Raw genomic sequence first — 21,701 nt, 5'->3', positions numbered from 1 at the left:
AAACAAAAAGCATGACATAAAGTTGTCATGCTTTTTCCCATATAATCTAACAAGTAACTTCATTTCTAAACATATACCTTCTTGTACTGTGAATAACTTTCACTTCATCTAAGTAAAGGACTTTTTTATTTGTTGACAACTTAATTCTCAAACACAAAATTAATCTTATTATCTTTCCACTCTAACTTCGCATCAAATGTTTTCTCGCCCTTTTTAAAGCCTTTAATTAAATCGGTCTTTTCACCTTTTAAAAGCTTTGTCATATTCTTTTGCGAAATTGTTTTACTTAATATCTTCTTCGAAATGGTAAAGTCACATTGTGTCGTGTTGTAATTAGAACAGCCGTAAAACGTTGACTTATCAATCACGTCGCCATCACATTTTTTACAGCTACCAACCTTTTTACCTGTTGTAAATTTTGATCCTTTTCGCTCAATCGATTCAACATGTAATCCGGTGAAATCCCACTTCTCAGACATTTCAACCGCATCTTCAATAATTTTAGCTGATAATTTTTTCGTTTGTTCCATAAAAGTTGCTGGTGATGCTGTACCTTCCCCAATTTCCGCAAGGCGCTGCTCCCATTTCGCTGTCATTTCTGGTGAAGCCAGTATTTTATCACCGATTGCAGTAATTAATACTTTTCCTTTATCGGTTGCATACACTTGGTTTTTCTTCACATCTATATATTTACGGTCTTTCAGCATCGTAATAATTCCAGCGCGAGTTGCTTCCGTACCTAAACCTTCTGTTTTCTTTAATACTTTCTCAAGCTCTTCGTTCTCTAAATACTTACCAGCTGTTTTCATTAACGTAATAAGTTGTCCTTCTGTATAACGCTTCGGTGGTTGTGTTTTTCCTTCTTTCACTTTCACCTTTACAACTTTTCCTTCTTCACCTTCAGCTACAATTGGAAGAATGGTTTCGTCATCTTTATCGTCTTGGAAAATAACTTTACGCCATCCTTCTTGAATTTGCTGTTTTCCTTTTGAAATAAATTCAGCACGTTCATCTACAAGCGTTACAATCGTTGTATAGTCAAAGATTGCAACTTCATAATGAGCGGCAATCAGTCTTCTTACGATCATATCGTAAATTTTCTTTTCATCACCTGATAATTTGCTTGGGTTTGTAACTTGCTCTGTCGGAATAATGGCGTAGTGATCTGTTACTTTCTTTTCATTCACATAACGCTTATTATTCATAATCGATTCAACCGGAGCTGGTAATAAACCTTTATATTCATCAAACTGACTTAACTTCTGTAAAATATCAGGGAATGTTGCCGCTTCACCTTGTGTAACATAGTTGGAATCTGAACGAGGATAAGAGACAATTCCTTTTTGATATAGTGCTTGCGTTATATCAAGCGTCTTTTTCGGTGAGAATTTAAATGCTTTATTTGCCGTTGCCTGTAGTGATGATAAGTTAAATAAAAGCGGAGGCTGAAATTCTTTACGCTCCGTTTTCATTTCCTTTACTACCGCCGGTTTTCCTTGGCAAAATGCCACAATTTTATTCGCCATATCAGGGTCTTTTAAGCGGGATTCACTATCCTTCTCCCATTTCCCCTCATACTTCTTGCCTTCAATATTAAAGGTTGCAAATACTTCCCAAAACGACTCTGACTTAAAGTTTTCTATTTCCTTTTCACGCTTTACGATTAACGCGAGTGTCGGTGTTTGTACACGACCAGCTGAAAATACATCATTCATTCCTTTTTTCTTTAACAAAATACTAAACACACGTGATGCATTCATACCAACAACCCAGTCAGCACAAGATCTTGTGTATGCTTCGTAATACGTATTAATCGTGTCTGATTCATCAAGCAAGTTTTTAAATCCTTGATAAATAGCTTGCTTTGTTAAAGACGAAATCCATAAGCGCTTCATCGGCTTTTGCACGTTACAAAGATTAATAATGTTTCGTACGATTAATTCCCCTTCACGTCCAGCATCGCCCGCGTGAATAATTTCTGTTACCTGAGGATTATGTAACAGCTGTTTCACAACGTTAAATTGCTTATACTTTGATTTTGTTACTTCAAATTGAAAACGCTCTGGAATCATCGGTAACGTATTAAGTGACCATTTTTTCCACTCTGCATGATAATGTTCTGGATTACATAACTGCGTCAAATGACCAATTGCCCATGTACAGTACGCTCCATTTGGAAATAACTCATTTGCTTCTACTTCTAAATAACCATCTTTCCGGCGATATTTAAACTGTGAAACAAGAGCCAAACCTTGATCTGGTTTCTCGGCAATAATTAATTTCATTGTATAACTCCCTATCTGTATTCCAGTGTTACTTTCATTGTCTATCTGTTTAGAGACGATGATAAAACAACAATCTTATTTATCATTCGCGGGTTACTCCCTGTAATGGGATAACTATAATATTATACGCTTATTCTTTATGGCTTCACAATAGAAACTCTTCATTTAACTCTTACATTCACATGCTCATAATTAAAAAGACGTCCCAAAAAATCAGGAGCCTTCTTACTCACATTAATTAAATTGTGCAGATAATATGCAGATTTAAATACGCATGATTTCTCTCCATATGAACATATGATGAAATGAACGATAAGACAGGGAGGTATCATGATGTTTGCTTATACGTTAACTGCCTTAACACTTTGTTGTATCCCGATTATTATCACATCATATATTTCTAAACGTAACGGTACCCTAATGGAGTATATGGTATTTATCATGTCTTTTAGTATGAGTATCGGTTTAAGCATAGGATTTTATTTAGGTATTCTTTTTAAAGGAGAATTACTCTATTCTACTTTGCTTGCGATTTCGATTAGTGGTTGTATCGGTTTTTTAGTAGGTCTACGTTTTCACCTATATACTGCTTTAGAAGGCATGTTCTCTGGATTAATGGCAAGTATGATGGGAGCAATGATTACAGAAATGTTAAATGCTCAACAAGCTCACAGTATACTGTTTATTAGCCTTTTACTTACGATAACAATAACTATGTCATGTATGATTCAACTTTTATCAGAAACTTTTTCTGCCTTTATCCAAAGGCGTTTTTTGTTATTACTATCAATTAGTGTGGTAATTATCGTTGCCGTATTCGTGACATTCCCAGATCATACTCCCCCGCCTTCACCCGGGCATGATCAACATATACATTGACATTTATAATATAATTTACTTTATAAATTGAAGATGATTTTCAAGAAAATATGGAGATTTAAAATGAACAAAATAAAAAGGCGCTCAAAATTGAGCACCTTTTCTACTTATTATTTCGTAACAACCTCATCTTTTTTTACATGTACATTATTTTCTCTCATAAACTCTTCAATCTCTTCCACTTCTCTAATGATATCTTTTGACAAGTTTTCATGTCCATCTTTCGTTACAAGAATATCATCTTCAATACGAATTCCAATTGATTCTTCTTCAATATAAAGACCAGGTTCAATTGTTATAACCATACCTTCTTCTAACACCCTATCTTTATATGTTCCTACATCATGCGTATCTAGGCCAAGGAAATGGCTGACACCATGATAATAGTATTTTGATAACTCTTCATCTTCTTGAATTAAACCAACCGCTTTACACCCTTCTGCGAGTACTTTTTTAGCATGCTCATTTAATGCAGCGAACTTTAAGCCTGGCTTAATAATCTCTGTTGTTTCTTTTAATGCTTTTAATACGATATTATAAATTTGTTTTTGGCGACTAGAGAATGTTCCATTTGCCGGGAATGTATAACTAATATCAGCGTTATAGTAGTCTTTTTGAGCACCTAAATCTAGTAATACTAAATCACCATTTTGAATTTGCGCATCATTATCTTCATAATGAAGAACTGTAGCATTTTTCCCACTTGCCAAAATTGTATTGAACGCATGATGTTTAATGCCAGATGATTTCAATGTGAAATCAAACTGAGCTTCTAATTCATACTCCATCATGTCTGCTTTTGCATGCTTAAGTACATTGTAAATACCTTCTTTCGTTACAGCAATCGCTTCTTTCATAATTTCAATTTCTTCTTCTGTTTTAAACACTCGCAATTCACAAATATTCGGATATACATTACCAATTGTTACGTGTGGATATTGTTCTCTTACATGTTTAGCAAATGCTAATGTTTTTGTCTCCGTACCATTCCACTCACGACACTCTAAATCTAAATATAGATGCTTCACATTTTCTGTAAAAAGTACATTTGACATTGTCTTTTCAAAGCTATCTAAATATACAACTTTCTTTATACCTGAAATTTTCTCTGCTTCTTCGTTAGAAACTGTTTTACCGACCCACTTTTCCATTACTGGATCTGACTTTTCAATGAAAAGTGTTTCCTCTACACTACCTCCAACTTTCTTCAACATGAAAATAACATTTGGTTCATCGATCCCTGTTACATAGTAAAAGTTTCGATTCGGCACAAATTTATAATGTGCATCCGCTGACATATGAGGTGCTTGTCCAGCAAATAAAATAGTAATAGATTCCTCTGGTAATGTGTTTACTAATCGTTCTCTATTTTGAGCAAAAAATGTTGATTTCATAATAATCCCCCTAGCGTTCTATGTATAATAAAAAAACTAATGATCTAATCAATTCATTTTATTATTATTACAATTTTTCGTCAATTTTTAACCTTTTTTTGATGGTGTTGACATAATTAAAATTACACGTTACAATAACTATACATTAGTAAGTAACTAATGTGATTAAATTTAACTAGAGGTGAAACAAATGAAAAACATTTTATTCCGTATTAACGAATTATCAAAAAAAGAAAAAACTACTGGATTAACAGTTGATGAAAAACAAGAACAACAAATGTTGCGTCAAAACTATACACAAACATTTCGTGGAAGCTTAGATTCCATTTTATTAAACACAAAAATTGTGGATCAAAATGGTCATAACGTTACACCAGCGGCATTACAAGATGCTCAAATACGTTTAAAATTAAGCAAATGAGTTCCGCGCTAAAGAATTTTAATAAAACATAAAAAGAGCTGGATTTCCTATTTAGAAATTCCAGCTCTTTTTATTGTCTTTTCTAATCTAGTAAACGAACGATACATCGCAATTCTCCACGACACAATCATGGCAAATGCAAGTAAGAAAAACATTCCACTTAACTCCGCTAAATCAATCGATTGACTTAAATATGATTTCAACGCTACTCGTACAGCTAATAATCCGACTAAAATAAATATAAATGCTTTTGACGGTTTCATATATATTTGTTCACTTCTTATCTCAAACTTCGTTGTTTTAATAAGGAATATAGAGAAAATAAGTCCTACAGTAATTGCTTCTACTATTTCTAACGATGTTAATCGAAACTCTGGTAAGAAGTACATCATTGCGCCAGTACTCATAAAAATTGGCGGCAATATAATTTTCTTTTTCGTTACCGGCTTTTTCGCTGCTTTAAAACGTAGAAACATTACTCCAACAGCCATACAAACTGCTACAATACTTGATAAAAGTGCTATCATACTTTCCACTCCTATCTATTTAACAGACTTTTTGAGCAAAATCATAAACCAAACGAGCCCGATACTTATAATAACATGACCTAATCCAGCCATATGGCTTAAACCGTTAAAGTCAGTTCCATTTACTTGCAGAAGACCTCTCCATAGCATTGTAGCAATAGTAAAAAGTAATCCTACATTATAAACAACAAACCACGCACGAAAACTCTTTGTTTCTTGTACATGAAACACTTTACATAAAGCTAAAGCAATTAAAAAGAATACGAAACCGAGCACTAATACATGTGTATGCACCAATTGCAACATTGTGGATCCTTTAATTCCTTGTGCTTTCGAGTACTCTCTTGCAAAAACTCCTGATAATAAACCGATAATTAAGTAGCTGAATGCTGCATTATATAATTTCTTCATTCTATTCCTCCTGCTGTAAACTTTCTATTATTCGCTGCAATCATTTTACGCAAAGTTTATGAACGGAATATGAACAAAATATTACATTCAACATTTAAATATAAAAAAACCATTCCACAATTTATATTTGTGGAATGGTTTTTCAACTTATTTTAAATCTTCTATTGAGAAAGCACCTGGCAGTAATTGCTCAACAGTCACTTCTTTTTCATCGCCTTTTACATTCGTTAGTAATACAGGCATTTTCGGTTCACAGAATTCAGCAATTACTTGTCTACAAGCACCACACGGTGAAATCGGTCCGTCCGTTTCTCCTGTAATAACTAAGTAACTAAAGTCGCGCTCACCTTCTGATACTGCTTTAAAGATCGCTGTTCTTTCTGCACAGTTACATAAGCCATAAGAAGCATTTTCTATATTACAACCAGTATAGATTTTCCCTTCTTTCGTAACTAACGCTGCACCAACAGGAAATTTCGAATACGGAATATATGCTTTTTCTAACATTTTATTTGCTTCTTCAATATATTTTTTCTTATCCATATTATTTCCTCCTCAAAGTAAGTGTAATGATGATTAGTCAGTAATAACTGTATGCACTAATTTAGGAGCCACTGCTGTTTCAGCAATAGAAATGTTCTCATAAATTTTAGCTTTTACATCTTCTACATTTTCGCGATTTGCGTAAATCGTTACGAACGGCTCGCCTTCTTTTACTGCATCGCCCACTTTTTTACGTAACATTAACCCTACTGCTAAATCAATTTCATCTTCTTTCGTTGCACGGCCAGCACCAAGTAGCATAGCTGCGATACCGATTTCATCTGCAACAATGTTAGAAATAACACCTGAAGTTTTAGCAGGTACATCAATTACATATTTCGCTTGTGGCATTTTTTCTGGATTGTCTACAATTGAGCTATCTCCGCCTTGATTGCTTAAGAACTCTTTAAACTTCTCAGTTGCTTTTCCGTTCTTCATCACTTCAATTAGCATTTCACGAGCTTCTTCTAATGTATTTGCTTTTTTCGCAAGTACGACCATCTGACTTCCTAATACGAGTACTAATTCTGTTAAATCTTCTGGACCTTCACCTTTTAACGTATCAATCGCTTCTTTCACTTCTAGAGCGTTACCAATTGCAAAACCAAGTGGTTGTGACATATCTGAAATAACAGCCATAGTTTGACGTCCTACATTATTTCCGATACGTACCATTGCATGCGCTAATTCTTTTGCATCTTCTTCTGTTTTCATGAATGCGCCAGCACCTGTTTTTACATCAAGTACGATTGCGTCAGCACCAGCTGCAATTTTTTTACTCATAATTGAACTTGCGATTAAAGGAATTGAGTTAACCGTTCCGGTTACATCGCGTAATGCATAAATCTTTTTATCTGCAGGTGTTAAGTTTCCTGTTTGTCCAATAACAGCTACTTTGTCACGGTTTACAATATCAATGAACTGCTCTTTCGTAATTTCAACGTGGAATCCTTCTACCGCTTCTAATTTATCAATTGTTCCGCCTGTATGTCCTAAACCACGACCAGACATTTTTGCTACTGGTACATCTAAAGCAGCTACTAATGGTCCTAATACTAATGTTGTTGTATCACCAACACCGCCAGTTGAATGTTTGTCTACTTTAATTCCTTCAATTGCTGATAAGTCGATCGTTTCTCCAGACTCCACCATCGCCATCGTTAAATCTGCACGCTCACGATCTGTCATATCTTTAAAGAAGATTGCCATTGCAAGTGCACTCACTTGATAATCAGGAATACTTCCATTTGTATATCCATTAATAAAGAATTTGATTTCTTCAGTCGTTAATTCTTTACCGTCACGTTTTTTCGCAATAATATCTACCATTCTCATTACAATCACCATTCCTTTTTATAAGATATGAATCTATTAAAATAATAAGCCTACGATTGTTGCTGATAAGAAACTTACTAATGTTGCACCGAAAAGCAACTTCAAACCAAATCTTGCGACTACATTCCCTTGCTTTTCATTTAAGCTCTTAACTGCCCCTGCAATAATTCCAATTGAAGAGAAGTTTGCAAATGAAACTAAGAATACAGATATAATCGCTGTCGTTCTATCTGAGAAATTAAAGTTCCCTTGTGCTAAATCTGTCATAGCGACAAATTCATTTGATACTAATTTTGTTGCCATAATATTTCCGGCATTAACAGCTTCATGCCAAGGTACACCCATAATAAATGCAAATGGCGCAAATACATAACCAAGAATCTCTTGGAATGAAATACCGATTACACCTTTAAATACTGCATTAATGAATGCGATAAGAGCAACGAAACCAATTAACATAGCTGCTACTGTAATCGCAACTTTAAATCCATCTATAATGTATTCTCCTAATACTTCAAAGAAAGTCTTTTTCTCTTCCTCTTGTACTTCTAACATATCTTCTTCCTCAGTAACTTCATACGGGTTAATGATAGAAGCAATGATGAAGCCACCGAATAAGTTAAGCACTAAAGCGGTTACAACATATTGTGGTTTTAATAACACCATATATGACCCAACGATAGACATAGAAACGGTAGACATTGCTGATGCACATAATGTATACATTCTTTTCTCTGGCAATAACCCTAATTGTTTCTTAACTGAAATAAATACTTCAGATTGTCCTAAAATCGCAGATGCAACAGCGTTATATGATTCTAGTTTCCCCATTCCATTTACTTTACTTAATGTTAGACCGATAGATTTCACAATAATAGGTAATACTTTAATGTGCTGCAAAATACCTATTAAGGCTGATATAAATACGATTGGCATTAATACACTTAAAAAGAACGAAAACTCTTTTTGATTTACTAATCCACCAAATACGAAATTCACACCGTCAGCGGCATATTTTAATAGTTCTCCAAAACCATCTGCTATTCCACTAATTAATATATTCCCTACACTTGTATTTAATAATAAAAACCCCAAAATGAATTGTAATATAACCATCGTTATGATTGGGCGATATTTGACTTTTTTTCTATCATTACTAGCAAGCCAAGCGATACCTAAAATCAATACGAGGCCTAAAACACCGATTAAGTATTTCATAAGCCGTCTCCTCCCATTCGTATCCGCTTACATCTTTTTCAATTGTTAAAGCAATAGATACACTTTACTTTGTGTATCTATTGCTTTTAACATCATTAATGATTAGTAGTTATCTGTAGCACCTTTTGCATCATTTAATACGATTGCAACACTAGCACTTGCTCCAACGCGAGAAGCTCCAGCAGCTACCATTTTTTCTGCATCTTCACGTGTACGAACGCCACCAGATGCTTTTACACCAACGTTTGGTCCAACTGTTTTACGCATTAATGCGATATCTTCAGCAGTTGCTCCGCCAGTTGAGAATCCAGTTGAAGTTTTTACGAAATCAGCACCAGCTTTTACTGATAATTCACAAGCGCGTACTTTCTCTTCATCTGTTAATAGGCAAGTCTCAATGATTACTTTTACAAGAGCTTTTCCTTTTGCTGCTTGTACTACTTCATAAATGTCTTTTTCGACAAGTTCGTCGTCGCCATCTTTTAAAGCGCCTACGTTGATTACCATGTCAACTTCAGTTGCACCTTTTGCGATAGCATCTTTTGTTTCGAAAGCTTTTGTTTCAGTAGTACTTGCGCCTAATGGGAAACCGATTACAGTACAAACATCTACATCATGTCCAGCTAATTCCTCAGCAGCTAGCTTTACCCATGTAGGATTAATACAAACAGAAGCGAATTTATATTCCTTTGCTTCTTCGATTACTTTCATAACATCTTCTTTAGTAGTATTAGCTTTTAAAATTGTATGGTCAATTAACTTTGCAATGTTCATTATCTTCACTCCTCATATCTTTTAACAACTTCATTCTAACTCTTAGTTGAACAAATGTAAATACACTTTTGAAATTTTGTTCATTCTTTTTAAAAAAGGAATTTTCCTATAGTAAATAAAGCTCATTCTAACTAAGAAACACTTCCTATTTAAAATCAAAACTTTTATATTAACAATGGTAGTATGTATCTCAATATCCATAATTATTTTTAAAAAGGCAATTTGTATTCAAACAGCACTCCCATAATTCATACATAACAAAATAAAAGGCTTTCTCAAAATTAATATCTTGAGAAAGCCTTTTATTTCTAACCTTTTTCATAATGTAACAATTCTTTTGCTGTATGCTGATCGATAATTAATACATTTGCATATCCGCCACGTAACGCACCATCAATTGCTTTTATTTTTCTATTACCACCAGCAACTAAAATAGAACGTTTCTTTAATTTCAGTTCCTCTAACTCAATTCCAATGGTCCGCTTATTAATTTCTTCACTACTAATATTTCCATCCCCATCAAAGAAACGTGAACAAATGTCACCGACCGATTGTTTTTTGAGTAAACTTGTTTCATCCTTATCGAAATAACCTAATCGGAATAATAGCGCTTCGTCTCGCACTGTCCCTACAGTGAAAATTGCAATATTCGCTTGTTTCCCCATTTCGATAATGTGATGAATATGTCGATCCTGCTCTACTAATTCCTTTGTCACTGCATTATCAAATATAACTGGAAGAGGTAGATTTCTTGGCGTCGTTTGAAAAGCATCTGCAAATAAAGCAATTGTTTCATTCGCATATGTATTTACACTCGAATGACTAATACCACCTTTTAACTGAACGACTTCTACACCTTTTACATGTTGCGGTACGATTTTTCTAGCGATTTCATACATCGTCATTCCCCAGCTTACACCAACGATATCACCATTTTTAACCGTCTTTTCCATATACTCAGCTGCATATTTACTAATATACGCTGTAATCGTTGCGTATTCTGGCACTGGAGAAAAAACGACATGCGCCTCTAACAAATTGTACTTTTCTTTCAGTAAATTTCCAACGTTATCTAAATCAGCAAATGGATCAGCTATACTAATTTGAACAAATCCTTTTTCTTTCGCGTACTTTAATAATCTAGAGATAGTCGGTCTTGAAATATTTAGTTTGTTAGCAATTTCTTGCTGACTATAATCTGATTGATAATATAATCTTGCAACCTCAACGCTTAATTGTTGTTTATCTTTATCCATAGTAACTCAATACAAATCCTTTCCTGTATTTCCCTTTCGTTACAAGCATTATACAGCTTTATGTAATAAATTTCGACTACAGAATTTTATATACCTGAACTTCTACTCCGCTTAGTATATACAATGAAATTTAATCAATGGGGATTTTGTCCCTCCCCTACTGATTATCATCCCTCACAAATTAGGCGTTTACGGGCGACTCGGCTCCCATAATGTAGAATCTTTTTATTAAGCAAACAGGTCGGATTATTGAGAAACTCATTTTTAAAACTCAAATTAGTATGTAAGTGTGAAATTAATTGTAAAATAGTATAGTTTTAGAATAAATAAGAGAAATAACCACTATTGATTATTTCTCTTTTCATATACATATTTATTTTTGGAAAAATAATCTAACCCCAAATACTAATAATACTGCGCCCGTAATACCCTCCATTATACGGTTCACTCGTTCTTTTCTTAAAAAAGTTCTTAATTGACGTATTAGCGAGATATAAAGCAAATACCATATTGCTGTCAAAGTCGTAAATGTGACTCCTAATAAAAGAAATTGGAGGAAATGATTTTGATTACTTACAATAAATTGAGGTAAAAAACTAAGGAAGAACACAGCAGTTTTTGGATTTAAAATTGCCGTAGTAAATCCTTGTCTAAAGCTTTTAATTGCCCCAATATTCTTAGAGTCCATTTCTATTGGACCCGACATATCTTCTTTTTTATGTAAGGCACTTTTAATTGACTTTACAGCTAAGTAAATTAAATAAAAAGCCCCAGCACATTTTATAAATGTAAATAACATAGCAAATTTCATTAGAATAGCAGAAAGTCCTAACGTAGCCATTATTGTATGAATCATCATTCCAGATATCGTTCCTAAAACTGTCTTTATCCCACCACTCTTACCATGCGAGATAGTATTTTTTGTAACTAGTGCAAAACCAGGACCAGGCATCATTATGATTAACATTGCTGTAAGGATAAATAATAGATAATTTTCCATGTTCTAGTATTTCCTTTCCAATTTTCAGTTTTGCTTACAGTATAGCTTTTTTCATTAAAACATTAAATATAAAAGACTTGATCAGAAATTTATATATCAAGTTACAAGTCCACCCTCACAAAAACAGGATAAAAAAATAAACAGCGGAACTAGCCCACTGTTTACTTCGCCACACCTTCATGTAATTTTTCTGTATAATCTTTTACGTCTTTCCAGCTATCTTTCGCTGTATTCAAATCTTCTTTTATGAAGGTAAATTCTTCCGGACTAATTCCTTTTACGTTTTGTAGTAAATTATTATATTTTGCCCCTACTGTATACCATTGATTTGATATGTTTTGCAATGCTGTAATTGCTGCATCAATCGTTTCAGTCATGTTTGTTGTTTTATTTTTTACATCTGTTAAAATTGCGACCTCTGCTTGTGCGCCAGAAATTCTATCCTTTAAATTGGCAATTTCTCTTTCTGCATTTGCAATATCTTTTTTCGCAACGGCAATCATCGGTCCGCCAGCAAGGCATGTTATTAACGCTACACAAAGTACACCACCAGCGATAACCATATCATTACTCTTTTTAATTGAATCGTTATATGTATTAATTTGTTGCTCTAAAGCTGGAATACCAGCATTCGTACTTGCTAAAATCGAGGTTAGTTGATTTGTATCCGCTTTAAAGCTATTTGTATCTTTCGCCATTCTATCGCGAAAGGCTTTCAAATTACCTAATAATACATCTACCTCATTTTGATTCTTTACAATATCCGCATACAATGTTTCTAAATCCGCTTTTAACTTTACGCTATCTTTTTGATCAATCGCAATTAGCATACTATTATAATACGCTTGAAAAGTGTTATTGTAATTAATAATATTTTGATCCGTTTTCATAATTTGCGGCTTCATATGATCTAACCAATACGCCGCGTTAATTTTTGCATCTCGTTGGTGCTGAATCATATTTCCTTTAAACTCACTATTAATCGAACTTATTTTACTCAAATCAGTCTCTTGCTGATTTTGAATTAATTTTGCATAGGAGTCCATTGCGAATATGCTCGATGTCGTTTGCGCCATTACATCTTGGAATCCAGCTGGCCCTAACGAATAATTTTTCGCACTTTCTTGCAATGTTTTTACATTTTGTTCTGCTGCAAAAGGATGTAAAGGAAATGCATTACTCGTTGCCACCCCAGCCATCATTAACGTTAAAAGACATTTTTTATAAAATTGTTTCTGCATACTTTTCACCTGTTTTCTTTATAAGGGTATAAAGTGAAACTTTAATCAGTGGGGGTTTTCTTCATCCCCCACTGATTATTAGTTGAATCAATCGGACTTTTAGGGGCAGCCCAATCCCCACCTAAATTCTTTGCTTTCGCTGCATTTTGAGGTGGGGGTCTTACCGCCCATTAAAGTCGGATAAAAAGCTCCTGCTCACAACTGAACAGGAGCTTCAAATCTTTCATCAATACGTAACGCTCTAACGATTTGTATTTAATTAAGCTTTTTTCGTATCTACTACTTTAATATCTTCAGCATAAATCTTTTCTGCATAGTCTTTAATGTTTTTCCAGCTATCTTTCGCAATGTTTAAATCTTCTTTAATGAAAACAAGGTCATTCGGACTAATTGAATCTACATTTTGAAGTAAAGAATTGTATTTTGATCCCATTGTGTACCATTGGTTTGAAATGTTTTGCAACGCTGTAATTGCAGTATCAATTGTATTTGTTAAATACTCCGTTTGTGTCTTAATGTTCGTTAACCCAGCTACTTCTAATTGAGCAGTTGTAACTTGTCCTGTTATTTTTTGAATTTCAGCTTGTGCATTATCAAGTTCTTTCTTCGCTAATACGATACCAGCTGTACCACCGCCTACAGCTGCTGCACCACCTGCAATTAACGCGACTCCTAACGGCGTTCCTGCACCTGTAGCAATCACTACTGCACCACCAATAATGGCAATTGGCCCTAGAGCTGTCGCAACTGATGAACCGATAATAATTGCATTATATTTACTAATTGCTTCATTGTACGTTGTAATTTGATTTTGCAGAAGCGGGATTCCTGCATCTTGACTAGCTAAAATAGATGTAATTTGATTTGCGTCTCCCTTAAAGTTTTGCGTATCGGACGTCATTTTATTTCGGAATTTCTTCAAGTCATCTACTAACTGATCTACTTGCGCTTTATTTTCATTAATACTACTTGATAATCTAGTTAAACCTTTCGTAAGAGTCGCTTTATCTTTTGCATCTACCGCAGCAACTAAAGTATCGTAATAGTTTTGGAATTTCGTATTGTAATTAATGATATTTTGATTCGTTGAAATAAGCTGTGGCTTTAGTACATCTAACCATTGCTTCGCATTTCCTCTAGCTGTATCCTGGTGCTGAATCACTTTCCCTTTTAAAGCCGCATCAACAGACGATACATTTCCAAAGTTAACATTACCTTGTTTAATAATTGTTAAAGCGTACAGATCCATTACTAAAGCATTTGAACCTGTTCTTTCCATTGCATCTTTTAGGCCTTCTGGTCCTAATGAGTATTCCTCATAGTCATTATAAGCTTTTGCTACCGCATGAACTGGAGCTTGTTTCACTGTACTTTCAGCTGCATACGTATGAGCTGGCATAATGTTTCCTGCTGCAAATACTGCCATAAGTGCTGATAGAGCCATTACTTTATAAGGTTTTTTTGTCATTTTTCTTCTCTCCCTATATCGTTACTTATTTTTAATGTACTTCAACGTTTGTAACGTAATCTTCAAATTGATTCGTTTGTTTATTCATTTCATCACTTACTTTTTTAATTTGGTTGAAATGTTTTTGTAGTAAACTACTATCTGTATATGTGCCTTCTTCAACATTCTTTTGAATTTGGATCATATTATTGTTTAAAACTTTCCAATCCGTTAACAACGTTTCTAATGTTGTAATTTGACGATCAATTAGTTCTGTAAAGCTACTTACTTGATCTTCAACGAATGTAATTTGTGTCGCCTCTGCTTCAATTTGTGATAACTTTTGAATAAGTGGTAGTAGCTCTTTTTGCTTTTGCTGAATGCGAAGAGCTGCTTCTCTCGTTTGGCTATCTGCAGCATTTACAATTTCATTACTTAAAGTACCGATAGAAACGAAATCAATCGTTTTCGTTTGTGCAGTTTGATTTGTAATTGTAAATACTTGTTTACCGATATTAATAGAACCTTTAATAATTTCTTGAGGTCTATTCAATATAGTAGTTAGTTCAGCTTGAATTTCCCCTTGAATTCTTTTAATATCTTCTCTTAACTTCACAATATCTCCACTTGATCCTTGTAGTGTTTTTATTGCTTCATCAGCCTTTATCGATAAGTTATTACTATCTTTGTCTAATACTGTTTTAAATCGATTTAGCTCTAATAAATCTTGCTCCATACTCTCTTGGATGCTTTGTACTTGCAATTGTAATTTTCCATATGCATTTGTAAAATCTGCTTTTGCCTGTTCATTTTCATTTACGTTTCCTGCTAGTTCATAGAGTTTACTATAATAACTATTAAATCTAGTACTATATCTCATCATCTCTTGATTTAAGTCGATTAGCTTCGGATTATATTCATCAATCCACTCTCTTACATTTGCCTTTGCAAATTTTTGATGATTCGTCAAACTACTCATCGCATTCACCTTAATGTCTGGCTGTTGTAAAATTACTAGTCCATATGCTTGTATAAGTGGTGACTGTGATCCTAACATTCTAATTGAATTGGATAATGTATTTGGAACAATTACATTTTGTGCATATACTGTTTTCACTTCTGGTTGCCCCTCTTTAGCGTAAGCGCTTACAGGAATGAAGCAACTCGTAGATACTGCTGTAACCAATAACCCTGTAATTAAAGTCTTTTTCACTTTAACTCCTCCTATGTATTAGCAACTATTACTATCGCATTTTATTATTCTATTTTCTTACCCATAATTTGAGATGGTTAAAATAGAGAACGTTCTCACCGCAATCCATGTATGAACCACCTCTCTCGTATTGCTACAGTACTTACTTATCGTCACAAAACATTTTATTATTTTTTCATATGTGATTAGTATGAATAACATTGTATAAAATTTCTATTTTATAGCGATTTCCACATTCACACAGTGAATATATTACATAAAAATATTATTCATCTTAAACTAAATAACGTACGTAAATATGAAATTCCGTTTTGTTTTCATATAAGTTTTGTACTGTAAGGTCATTTAAACACAGCTATTTATATAACGTAAAGAAGTATTTTCATTCCCTTTATTTTCAAGCCTTCATGTCTTTATTTCAAAATATAATCCACTTCACTTTTTCAATTAAAATATCCATATATCACAACAAAAACCTCTACTTACTCACAGATACAAAAATTATATCAATATATCTTTTGGACTCATATGCAATTATGCATAGCGTATACACAAAAAGGATAGCTCCACTTTCGTAAAGCTATCCTTTAAAAAACTTCTTACTTTTTCAAATGATATGGAACTGTCGTAATAACAACATTTCTTTTATAGAGTAAATACGCACGAATGAGTAAACTAGACTGATTATGGAGAATATTATGCCAACCTTTTTTCGGAATGAACTGTGGTATAACGACAGTAACTCGGTAATTTGATTCACTCGCTTTATATTGTACTGTATCAATAAACTTCGTTAGCGGTTGAATAATACTTCTATAATGAGAATGTAAAGTAACAAGTCTTACTTCAGGTTGCCACTTCTTCCATTTCTCTTCAAATTTCTTTTCCTCTTCTCTGTCAAAAGCAACATATACAGCGATAACTTGATCTGCAGAAAGAGACTTCGCATAGTTTAATGAATTCTCTACTACATGCGTCATACCAGCTACCGGAACGACAATTACATTCCCCTCAATTGGAATAAGAGGTTCGCAAGTTTTTAAGCTTAATTGATCACCCACTGCATCATAATGCTTCTTAATTCGATGGAATAAGAAGATAATAACTGGTAAGAAAATAAGAATTGACCAAACTTGTGCGAATTTAGTTAAAAAGAACATACTCATTACGATAAAACTAATGACTGCACCAATTAAATTGACCGTTAATCGTAAAGCCCATCCTTCCGGTTTTTCACGAAGCCATTTTAATACCATACCACTTTGAGAAAGGGTAAATGGAATAAATACGCCTACTGCATATAACGGGATTAAATGTTCCGTTTGTCCTTGGAAAGCTACAATTAAAATAATTGATGCAATTCCAAGTATAATAATACCATTTGAATAACCTAGACGGTCTCCTCTTATCGTAAACATTCTCGGTATAAATTTGTCTTTTGCAAGGTTAACTGCTAATAGTGGAAATGCAGAATAGCCTGTGTTAGCAGCAAGGATTAATATTAAAGCTGTTGTACCTTGTATAAAATAGTACATAAAATTACGTCCAAATGTTTGTTCAGCAATTTGTGAAACAACTGTTACTTCTTTACTTGGGGAAATTCCGTAATAATAAGCTAAGAACACAATTCCTGAAAATAAAACTGCAAGTAATGCACCCATTGCAAGTAATGTTTTCGCTGCATTGTTAGGTGCAGGATCTTTAAAGTTTGGAATTGCGTTTGAAATTGCTTCAACACCTGTTAAAGCAGAACTTCCTGATGCAAATGCTCGTAACAGTAAAAACAAACTAATCCCTGCAACTGGTGTTCCAATCGGCGTGTGTAAATTCGGTGACACGTGACCAGTTAAAATATTATATATCCCTACACCAATTAATATAAATAATGCTAAAACGAATAAATAAACAGGATATGCTAAAACGGAAGCTGATTCCGTTACCCCTCTTAAATTTAAGATGGTAATAAATATAACAAATATAATCGCAATGATTACATTATGTGCATGTAAACTAGGAAAAGCAGATGTTAGCGCATCTGTACCTGCAGACACACTTACTGCAACAGTTAAAATATAATCGACTAATAAAGATCCTCCAGCAATTAAGCCCGGATTCATCCCTAAATTTTCTTTTGATACAACATACGCGCCTCCGCCATGCGGATAAGCAAAAATAATTTGACGATAAGATAAAATAAGGGCTGTCAATAATACTAATACCCCAATGGCTATCGGAATAGAATACCAATAAGCGATCGCTCCAACACCTGCTAGTGCAATTAATATTTGCTCTGGACCATATGCAACTGATGACAATGCGTCAGAAGAAAGAATGGCTAGCGCCTTCGTTTTATTAAGCTTTTGCTCTCCTAACTCAGTTGATTTTAAGGGCCTTCCAATTAAAAACCTTTTAATAGATGAAACCAATGCTGTCCACTCTCCAATAATTTTGTACGAACGATTCTGCTTGTTACAGCCAGTAAACTATTTCTTCAGAAAACAAAAAATGTCTACAAGCCATAGCGAAATAGACTTGTAGACATTATTTTTTTTGTCGCACAAGCTCCACCTTCCTTCTCAATATAACGCTTACGAGGTTAGCTGTCGGATTCGGGCCTATGAGTAGCCCTACCTTTTTCAAGGATTCACCCCATTGGATTAAGAACTAATCCATAAGAACGGGTCCCCCGTACCATGCGGTTTCAGCGATTTAGAAAATTGAAACTGTGGATTATAATACTCCTTTATTTTCAAAATGTAAACAAAAATTTTTAAAAAGAAAAAATTAAAATGATTGCGCATAATCCGCCGGTAAATATACATAATGAATACTAAAAAATCAATAAAGGAGACCTATATGTCTAAAGAAAAGAAGCCTATTTTTTCCGATTCCTATTTAGATGCATTAGCAAATGAAATTAATCAATTATACGGTAAACGTGAACAGGAAATAAATTTGACAGATAGAACAAAAAGAAATAAATGATTTGTCATAAAAAAAGAAAGCAATACACTTATATATTGCTTTCTTTTTTATTTTTTCATACATCCAATTGTATTGCTGATTTGTTAAAGGTCATTTCTTCATACACTTTCAAATTTTGATATACTGCTCCTAATAATGGTGCTTCTATAGAAAATTGTTCTGCTACATCTAGTAAGTATCCTTGTAAGTGCTTCGCTTCAATAGACGAACCTTTTTCCATATCACGCTGCATCGATGACTTCATATTATACGAAATTTTATCAATTGTTTTCATATGTTCTTGGACAATATTATCTTTAATTGGCGCTCCTATACATCTCATAATTTGCATACATTCTTCAAATAAGTTTTGGATAAAATCGCGTCCACCTTCGCTTTCACGAATCGGTCCTATCGGTGCCCGCATTAATGTCGTCACACCCGACATTACAGTAATAAATAAATATTTATGCCACATATCTTGCATAATGTTTTCACTTAAAACAAAACTAGATTTCGTACCTGCAAATGCTTTAGAAATATGCTTTATTCTCTCTGAATCTTGAGACTTCATTTCTCCAAACACAAGTCTGTTGGCAGTGCTAGTTTGTACAATTTCTCCTTGATCGTTTAAAGTCGTCTCGATAAAGCATAAACCACCAATTACTTTTTCCTCGCCGAATTCTTTTTGTAATAGTGATACATGAGCGATACCATTTAACAATGGAATGATTACAGTGTTTTCACCTACAAACGGCTTCACATCTTGAATTGCCTCGTTTAAGTGATACGCTTTTGTTGAAAATAAAATGACATCAAATGGAGCAGTTCGATCTTCTTTCGTTATTAATTTCGGTTGGAAGGAAAAATCCCCGTTAACACTGCGGATTACAAGTCCTCTTTCCTCCAATTGTTTTTTCCTTTTACTGCGAACAAGAAACGTAACCTCTTCTCTCTTTTCTACTAAGCGTCCCCCAAAAAATCCTCCAACGCCGCCAGCTCCTAATACTAAAATCCGCATACAACATCCCCCTTTTCAAAATATCAATTTATAACTTTTAGTATACATAACATTATACATGTCCCCTACTAAATAAGCTGAATTTTCATTCTTAATCAAGTATAAAACAGTGGTTATTTTCAAATAAATTTGGGCATGTTGTTTTTATAGCATATATGGAAAGGAAACAATGTAAATGGAGGCAATACAAACAATTGAAGAAAAAGATGTAACAACAGCTATATTTCAATTTATATTCCCGTTTTCTTTTAAAACTGGGTATGAACAAAATATGTTCCCTTTCTTACAGAAAAATGACTTTCGCCCTTTTCGACTCGATCATCTTGAAAATGAAAATACATACTATGGAAAGTTTCAAGTTTCACATCAAAATATGGAAGCATACTATCTTTCATTTACAAATAAAATTTTATTTCCTCATTCAGAACATCAAAAGGGGTTGCAGCGCTATTCTAAAGACCTTAATTTAACTGGACATTTAACAACAAATCTTATTTCCGTTCCATTTAAGATTCATTCTATTGACGTAACACTTTGTCCTTATGAGCTTGGCTTCTTAACAATTCGGACAGAAGTAGAGACCGCTCCAAACATGACATTATCAGAAGCAATTGAATTCGCCGCCCGCTTCCGTGTACTTGAAACTAAAAATGATACAAATGAAACGATTTGCATTGAATGTAATGGAAAAAAATATTCCCAAGTAGAAAGATTCATTTTTGGTTATTTATTTCATGGCGTAACAGATTTCTTTGAGAAGAAGAGATTAAGAAGTTCTTACTTTCAAACCTTTCCTTTCTTTGAAGATCAAAGAATGTACGTTCAAACTTTACTATGTATAAAAGCAGATATGGAGCTTACCGAAGTGGATGTTTATCGTACTTCCAGCCTTTCTGGATTAACAAGTAACGGCAAGGCTTATGTAAGTGCAAATAATCTTCCTTATATTCATGATTATTTAAAACAACACGCTTACCAGAGGTGGGCTCCAAATCGCTATTTCATAATGGAAGAACATATATTCACCTGTGTAACAAATGAGGGGGAACACGAATTTACTAAGCTTGCGAGTCAAATGTATGGGGAGTTTTATTACGCTTTATTATTAAATCTATTTCATAAAATTGTTTTGTTAAAAATGGCAAACGCTTATGCTGAACTAAACATTGAAAAAGATACAAATGAAATCGAGAAATTAATTTATTCAATCAATTCATTTACTGCGAATTACTTTTCTTTAGAGCTCGTATCCCAATCACAGAGTGAAGATATTTTCTTTCGCTTAAGAAAGCTTTTTAACATCGAGGTTTTATACTCGAATGCAAAACAAAATCTTGATAGTTTGTTTAAATATCAAGAAAATGTCGCTTCTAAAAAGGATAGTCTTTTATTATTAATTTTAACGCTTTACTCTGTTGTGGGCCAAATGTTAGGGTTTACTATGATTGACCTATTAAGAAACACCGATTCAAACAAAATATCGTCGCCACTTGAATTTTTCGCGCTTTTAATAGCAATTAGCGGCATCGTCATTTCACTTATTTTAGGTGCGCAAAGTTTATACCAATGGGGTCTACAACATAAACGAAGAAAAGCATGGGTTAAACAAACTGTACTTTCTGCTGTGAGAGAGAAAGATGATTCGAAATAAAGAAGATTATTTTTACATTGAAGTATGTGGTACGCTACAGTAATTGAAATTTTTATCAGCGATTTTTCGGATATATCGGCGCATCTCGAAATATATCAGCGATTTTTTAAATATATCAGCG

The 21,701-nt window shown here is 33.8% G+C and carries 19 protein-coding genes and 1 riboswitch; of the genes, 4 read left to right on the top strand and 15 right to left on the bottom strand.

Annotated elements, in window-relative coordinates:
* Positions 1–140 precede the first annotated feature (140 nt).
* Positions 141–2,285, bottom strand: a complete 2,145-nt coding sequence (topB, locus tag MR083_RS00250; RefSeq protein WP_242268211.1) for a DNA topoisomerase III — start codon at positions 2,283–2,285, stop codon at positions 141–143.
* Between the two features lie 333 nt (positions 2,286–2,618).
* Between topB and MR083_RS00245 the strand changes: the two genes are divergently transcribed.
* Positions 2,619–3,164 carry a hypothetical protein gene (locus tag MR083_RS00245; RefSeq protein ID WP_242268210.1) on the top strand — a complete coding sequence of 182 codons (546 nt, stop codon included), beginning with the start codon at positions 2,619–2,621 and terminating at the stop codon, positions 3,162–3,164.
* A 110-nt stretch (positions 3,165–3,274) separates the two neighbouring features.
* Here the strand turns inward: MR083_RS00245 and MR083_RS00240 are convergent, their stop codons facing one another.
* On the bottom strand, positions 3,275–4,558 hold the full coding sequence (locus tag MR083_RS00240; protein WP_242268208.1) for an aminopeptidase P family protein: 1,284 nt from the start codon (positions 4,556–4,558) through the stop codon (positions 3,275–3,277).
* Positions 4,559–4,748: 190 nt separating this feature from the next.
* Between MR083_RS00240 and MR083_RS00235 the strand changes: the two genes are divergently transcribed.
* Positions 4,749–4,979, top strand: coding sequence for a DUF896 domain-containing protein (locus MR083_RS00235; RefSeq protein ID WP_242268206.1), 231 nt, complete (start codon positions 4,749–4,751; stop codon positions 4,977–4,979).
* A gap of 47 nt (positions 4,980–5,026) precedes the next feature.
* Here the strand turns inward: MR083_RS00235 and MR083_RS00230 are convergent, their stop codons facing one another.
* From MR083_RS00230 to MR083_RS00175, 12 genes are all read right to left on the bottom strand, one after another.
* Positions 5,027–5,506 (bottom strand): CcdC family protein, encoded by a 480-nt coding sequence (locus MR083_RS00230; protein ID WP_000561063.1) that lies wholly within the window; start codon positions 5,504–5,506, stop codon positions 5,027–5,029.
* A gap of 15 nt (positions 5,507–5,521) precedes the next feature.
* Positions 5,522–5,917, bottom strand: coding sequence for a DUF2871 domain-containing protein (locus tag MR083_RS00225; protein WP_000737882.1), 396 nt, complete (start codon positions 5,915–5,917; stop codon positions 5,522–5,524).
* A 147-nt stretch (positions 5,918–6,064) separates the two neighbouring features.
* Positions 6,065–6,460, bottom strand: coding sequence for a cytidine deaminase (locus MR083_RS00220; protein ID WP_000358526.1), 396 nt, complete (start codon positions 6,458–6,460; stop codon positions 6,065–6,067).
* Between the two features lie 33 nt (positions 6,461–6,493).
* Complete coding sequence (locus tag MR083_RS00215; RefSeq protein ID WP_242268204.1) at positions 6,494–7,795, bottom strand: pyrimidine-nucleoside phosphorylase; 1,302 nt, start codon at positions 7,793–7,795, stop codon at positions 6,494–6,496.
* Between the two features lie 36 nt (positions 7,796–7,831).
* Complete coding sequence (locus MR083_RS00210) at positions 7,832–9,013, bottom strand: NupC/NupG family nucleoside CNT transporter (protein WP_242268202.1); 1,182 nt, start codon at positions 9,011–9,013, stop codon at positions 7,832–7,834.
* A gap of 102 nt (positions 9,014–9,115) precedes the next feature.
* A complete protein-coding gene (gene deoC, locus MR083_RS00205; protein WP_001017443.1) occupies positions 9,116–9,787 on the bottom strand; it encodes a deoxyribose-phosphate aldolase in 672 nt (223 codons plus the stop codon).
* Positions 9,788–10,095: 308 nt separating this feature from the next.
* Complete coding sequence (locus tag MR083_RS00200) at positions 10,096–11,043, bottom strand: sugar-binding transcriptional regulator (protein ID WP_046646893.1); 948 nt, start codon at positions 11,041–11,043, stop codon at positions 10,096–10,098.
* Between the two features lie 373 nt (positions 11,044–11,416).
* Complete coding sequence (locus MR083_RS00195) at positions 11,417–12,043, bottom strand: LysE family translocator (RefSeq protein ID WP_000433004.1); 627 nt, start codon at positions 12,041–12,043, stop codon at positions 11,417–11,419.
* Between the two features lie 161 nt (positions 12,044–12,204).
* Complete coding sequence (nheC, locus tag MR083_RS00190) at positions 12,205–13,284, bottom strand: non-hemolytic enterotoxin NHE subunit C (protein ID WP_242268201.1); 1,080 nt, start codon at positions 13,282–13,284, stop codon at positions 12,205–12,207.
* Between the two features lie 259 nt (positions 13,285–13,543).
* Complete coding sequence (gene nheB / locus MR083_RS00185) at positions 13,544–14,752, bottom strand: non-hemolytic enterotoxin NHE subunit B (RefSeq protein ID WP_042512898.1); 1,209 nt, start codon at positions 14,750–14,752, stop codon at positions 13,544–13,546.
* Positions 14,753–14,783: 31 nt separating this feature from the next.
* Entirely contained in the window at positions 14,784–15,944 is a 1,161-nt protein-coding gene (gene nheA / locus MR083_RS00180) for a non-hemolytic enterotoxin NHE subunit A (protein ID WP_242268200.1), read from the bottom strand.
* A 599-nt stretch (positions 15,945–16,543) separates the two neighbouring features.
* A complete protein-coding gene (locus tag MR083_RS00175; protein ID WP_000254878.1) occupies positions 16,544–18,370 on the bottom strand; it encodes an APC family permease in 1,827 nt (608 codons plus the stop codon).
* Positions 18,371–18,514: 144 nt separating this feature from the next.
* Positions 18,515–18,661: riboswitch (cyclic di-AMP (ydaO/yuaA leader) on the bottom strand.
* A 139-nt stretch (positions 18,662–18,800) separates the two neighbouring features.
* On the opposite strand from MR083_RS00175, the gene MR083_RS27810 reads away from it, so the two are divergent.
* Positions 18,801–18,929, top strand: coding sequence for a hypothetical protein (locus tag MR083_RS27810; protein WP_000031869.1), 129 nt, complete (start codon positions 18,801–18,803; stop codon positions 18,927–18,929).
* Positions 18,930–18,984: 55 nt separating this feature from the next.
* Here MR083_RS27810 and panE read toward each other — a convergent pair whose 3' ends face one another.
* On the bottom strand, positions 18,985–19,929 hold the full coding sequence (gene panE / locus MR083_RS00170; protein WP_001221931.1) for a 2-dehydropantoate 2-reductase: 945 nt from the start codon (positions 19,927–19,929) through the stop codon (positions 18,985–18,987).
* 175 nt (positions 19,930–20,104) lie between these two features.
* Here panE and MR083_RS00165 point away from each other — a divergent pair, with 175 nt between their 5' ends.
* Positions 20,105–21,580 (top strand): hypothetical protein, encoded by a 1,476-nt coding sequence (locus tag MR083_RS00165; protein ID WP_000387446.1) that lies wholly within the window; start codon positions 20,105–20,107, stop codon positions 21,578–21,580.
* Positions 21,581–21,701: the final 121 nt, after the last annotated feature.

Origin of the sequence: Bacillus cereus group sp. BfR-BA-01408 (assembly GCF_022663305.1) — a bacterium.
Taxonomy (GTDB): Bacteria; Bacillota; Bacilli; order Bacillales; family Bacillaceae_G; genus Bacillus_A; species Bacillus_A pacificus.
The sequence above is the reverse complement of the archived record's forward strand: the minus strand, read 5'-3'. Positions and strand labels throughout refer to the sequence as shown.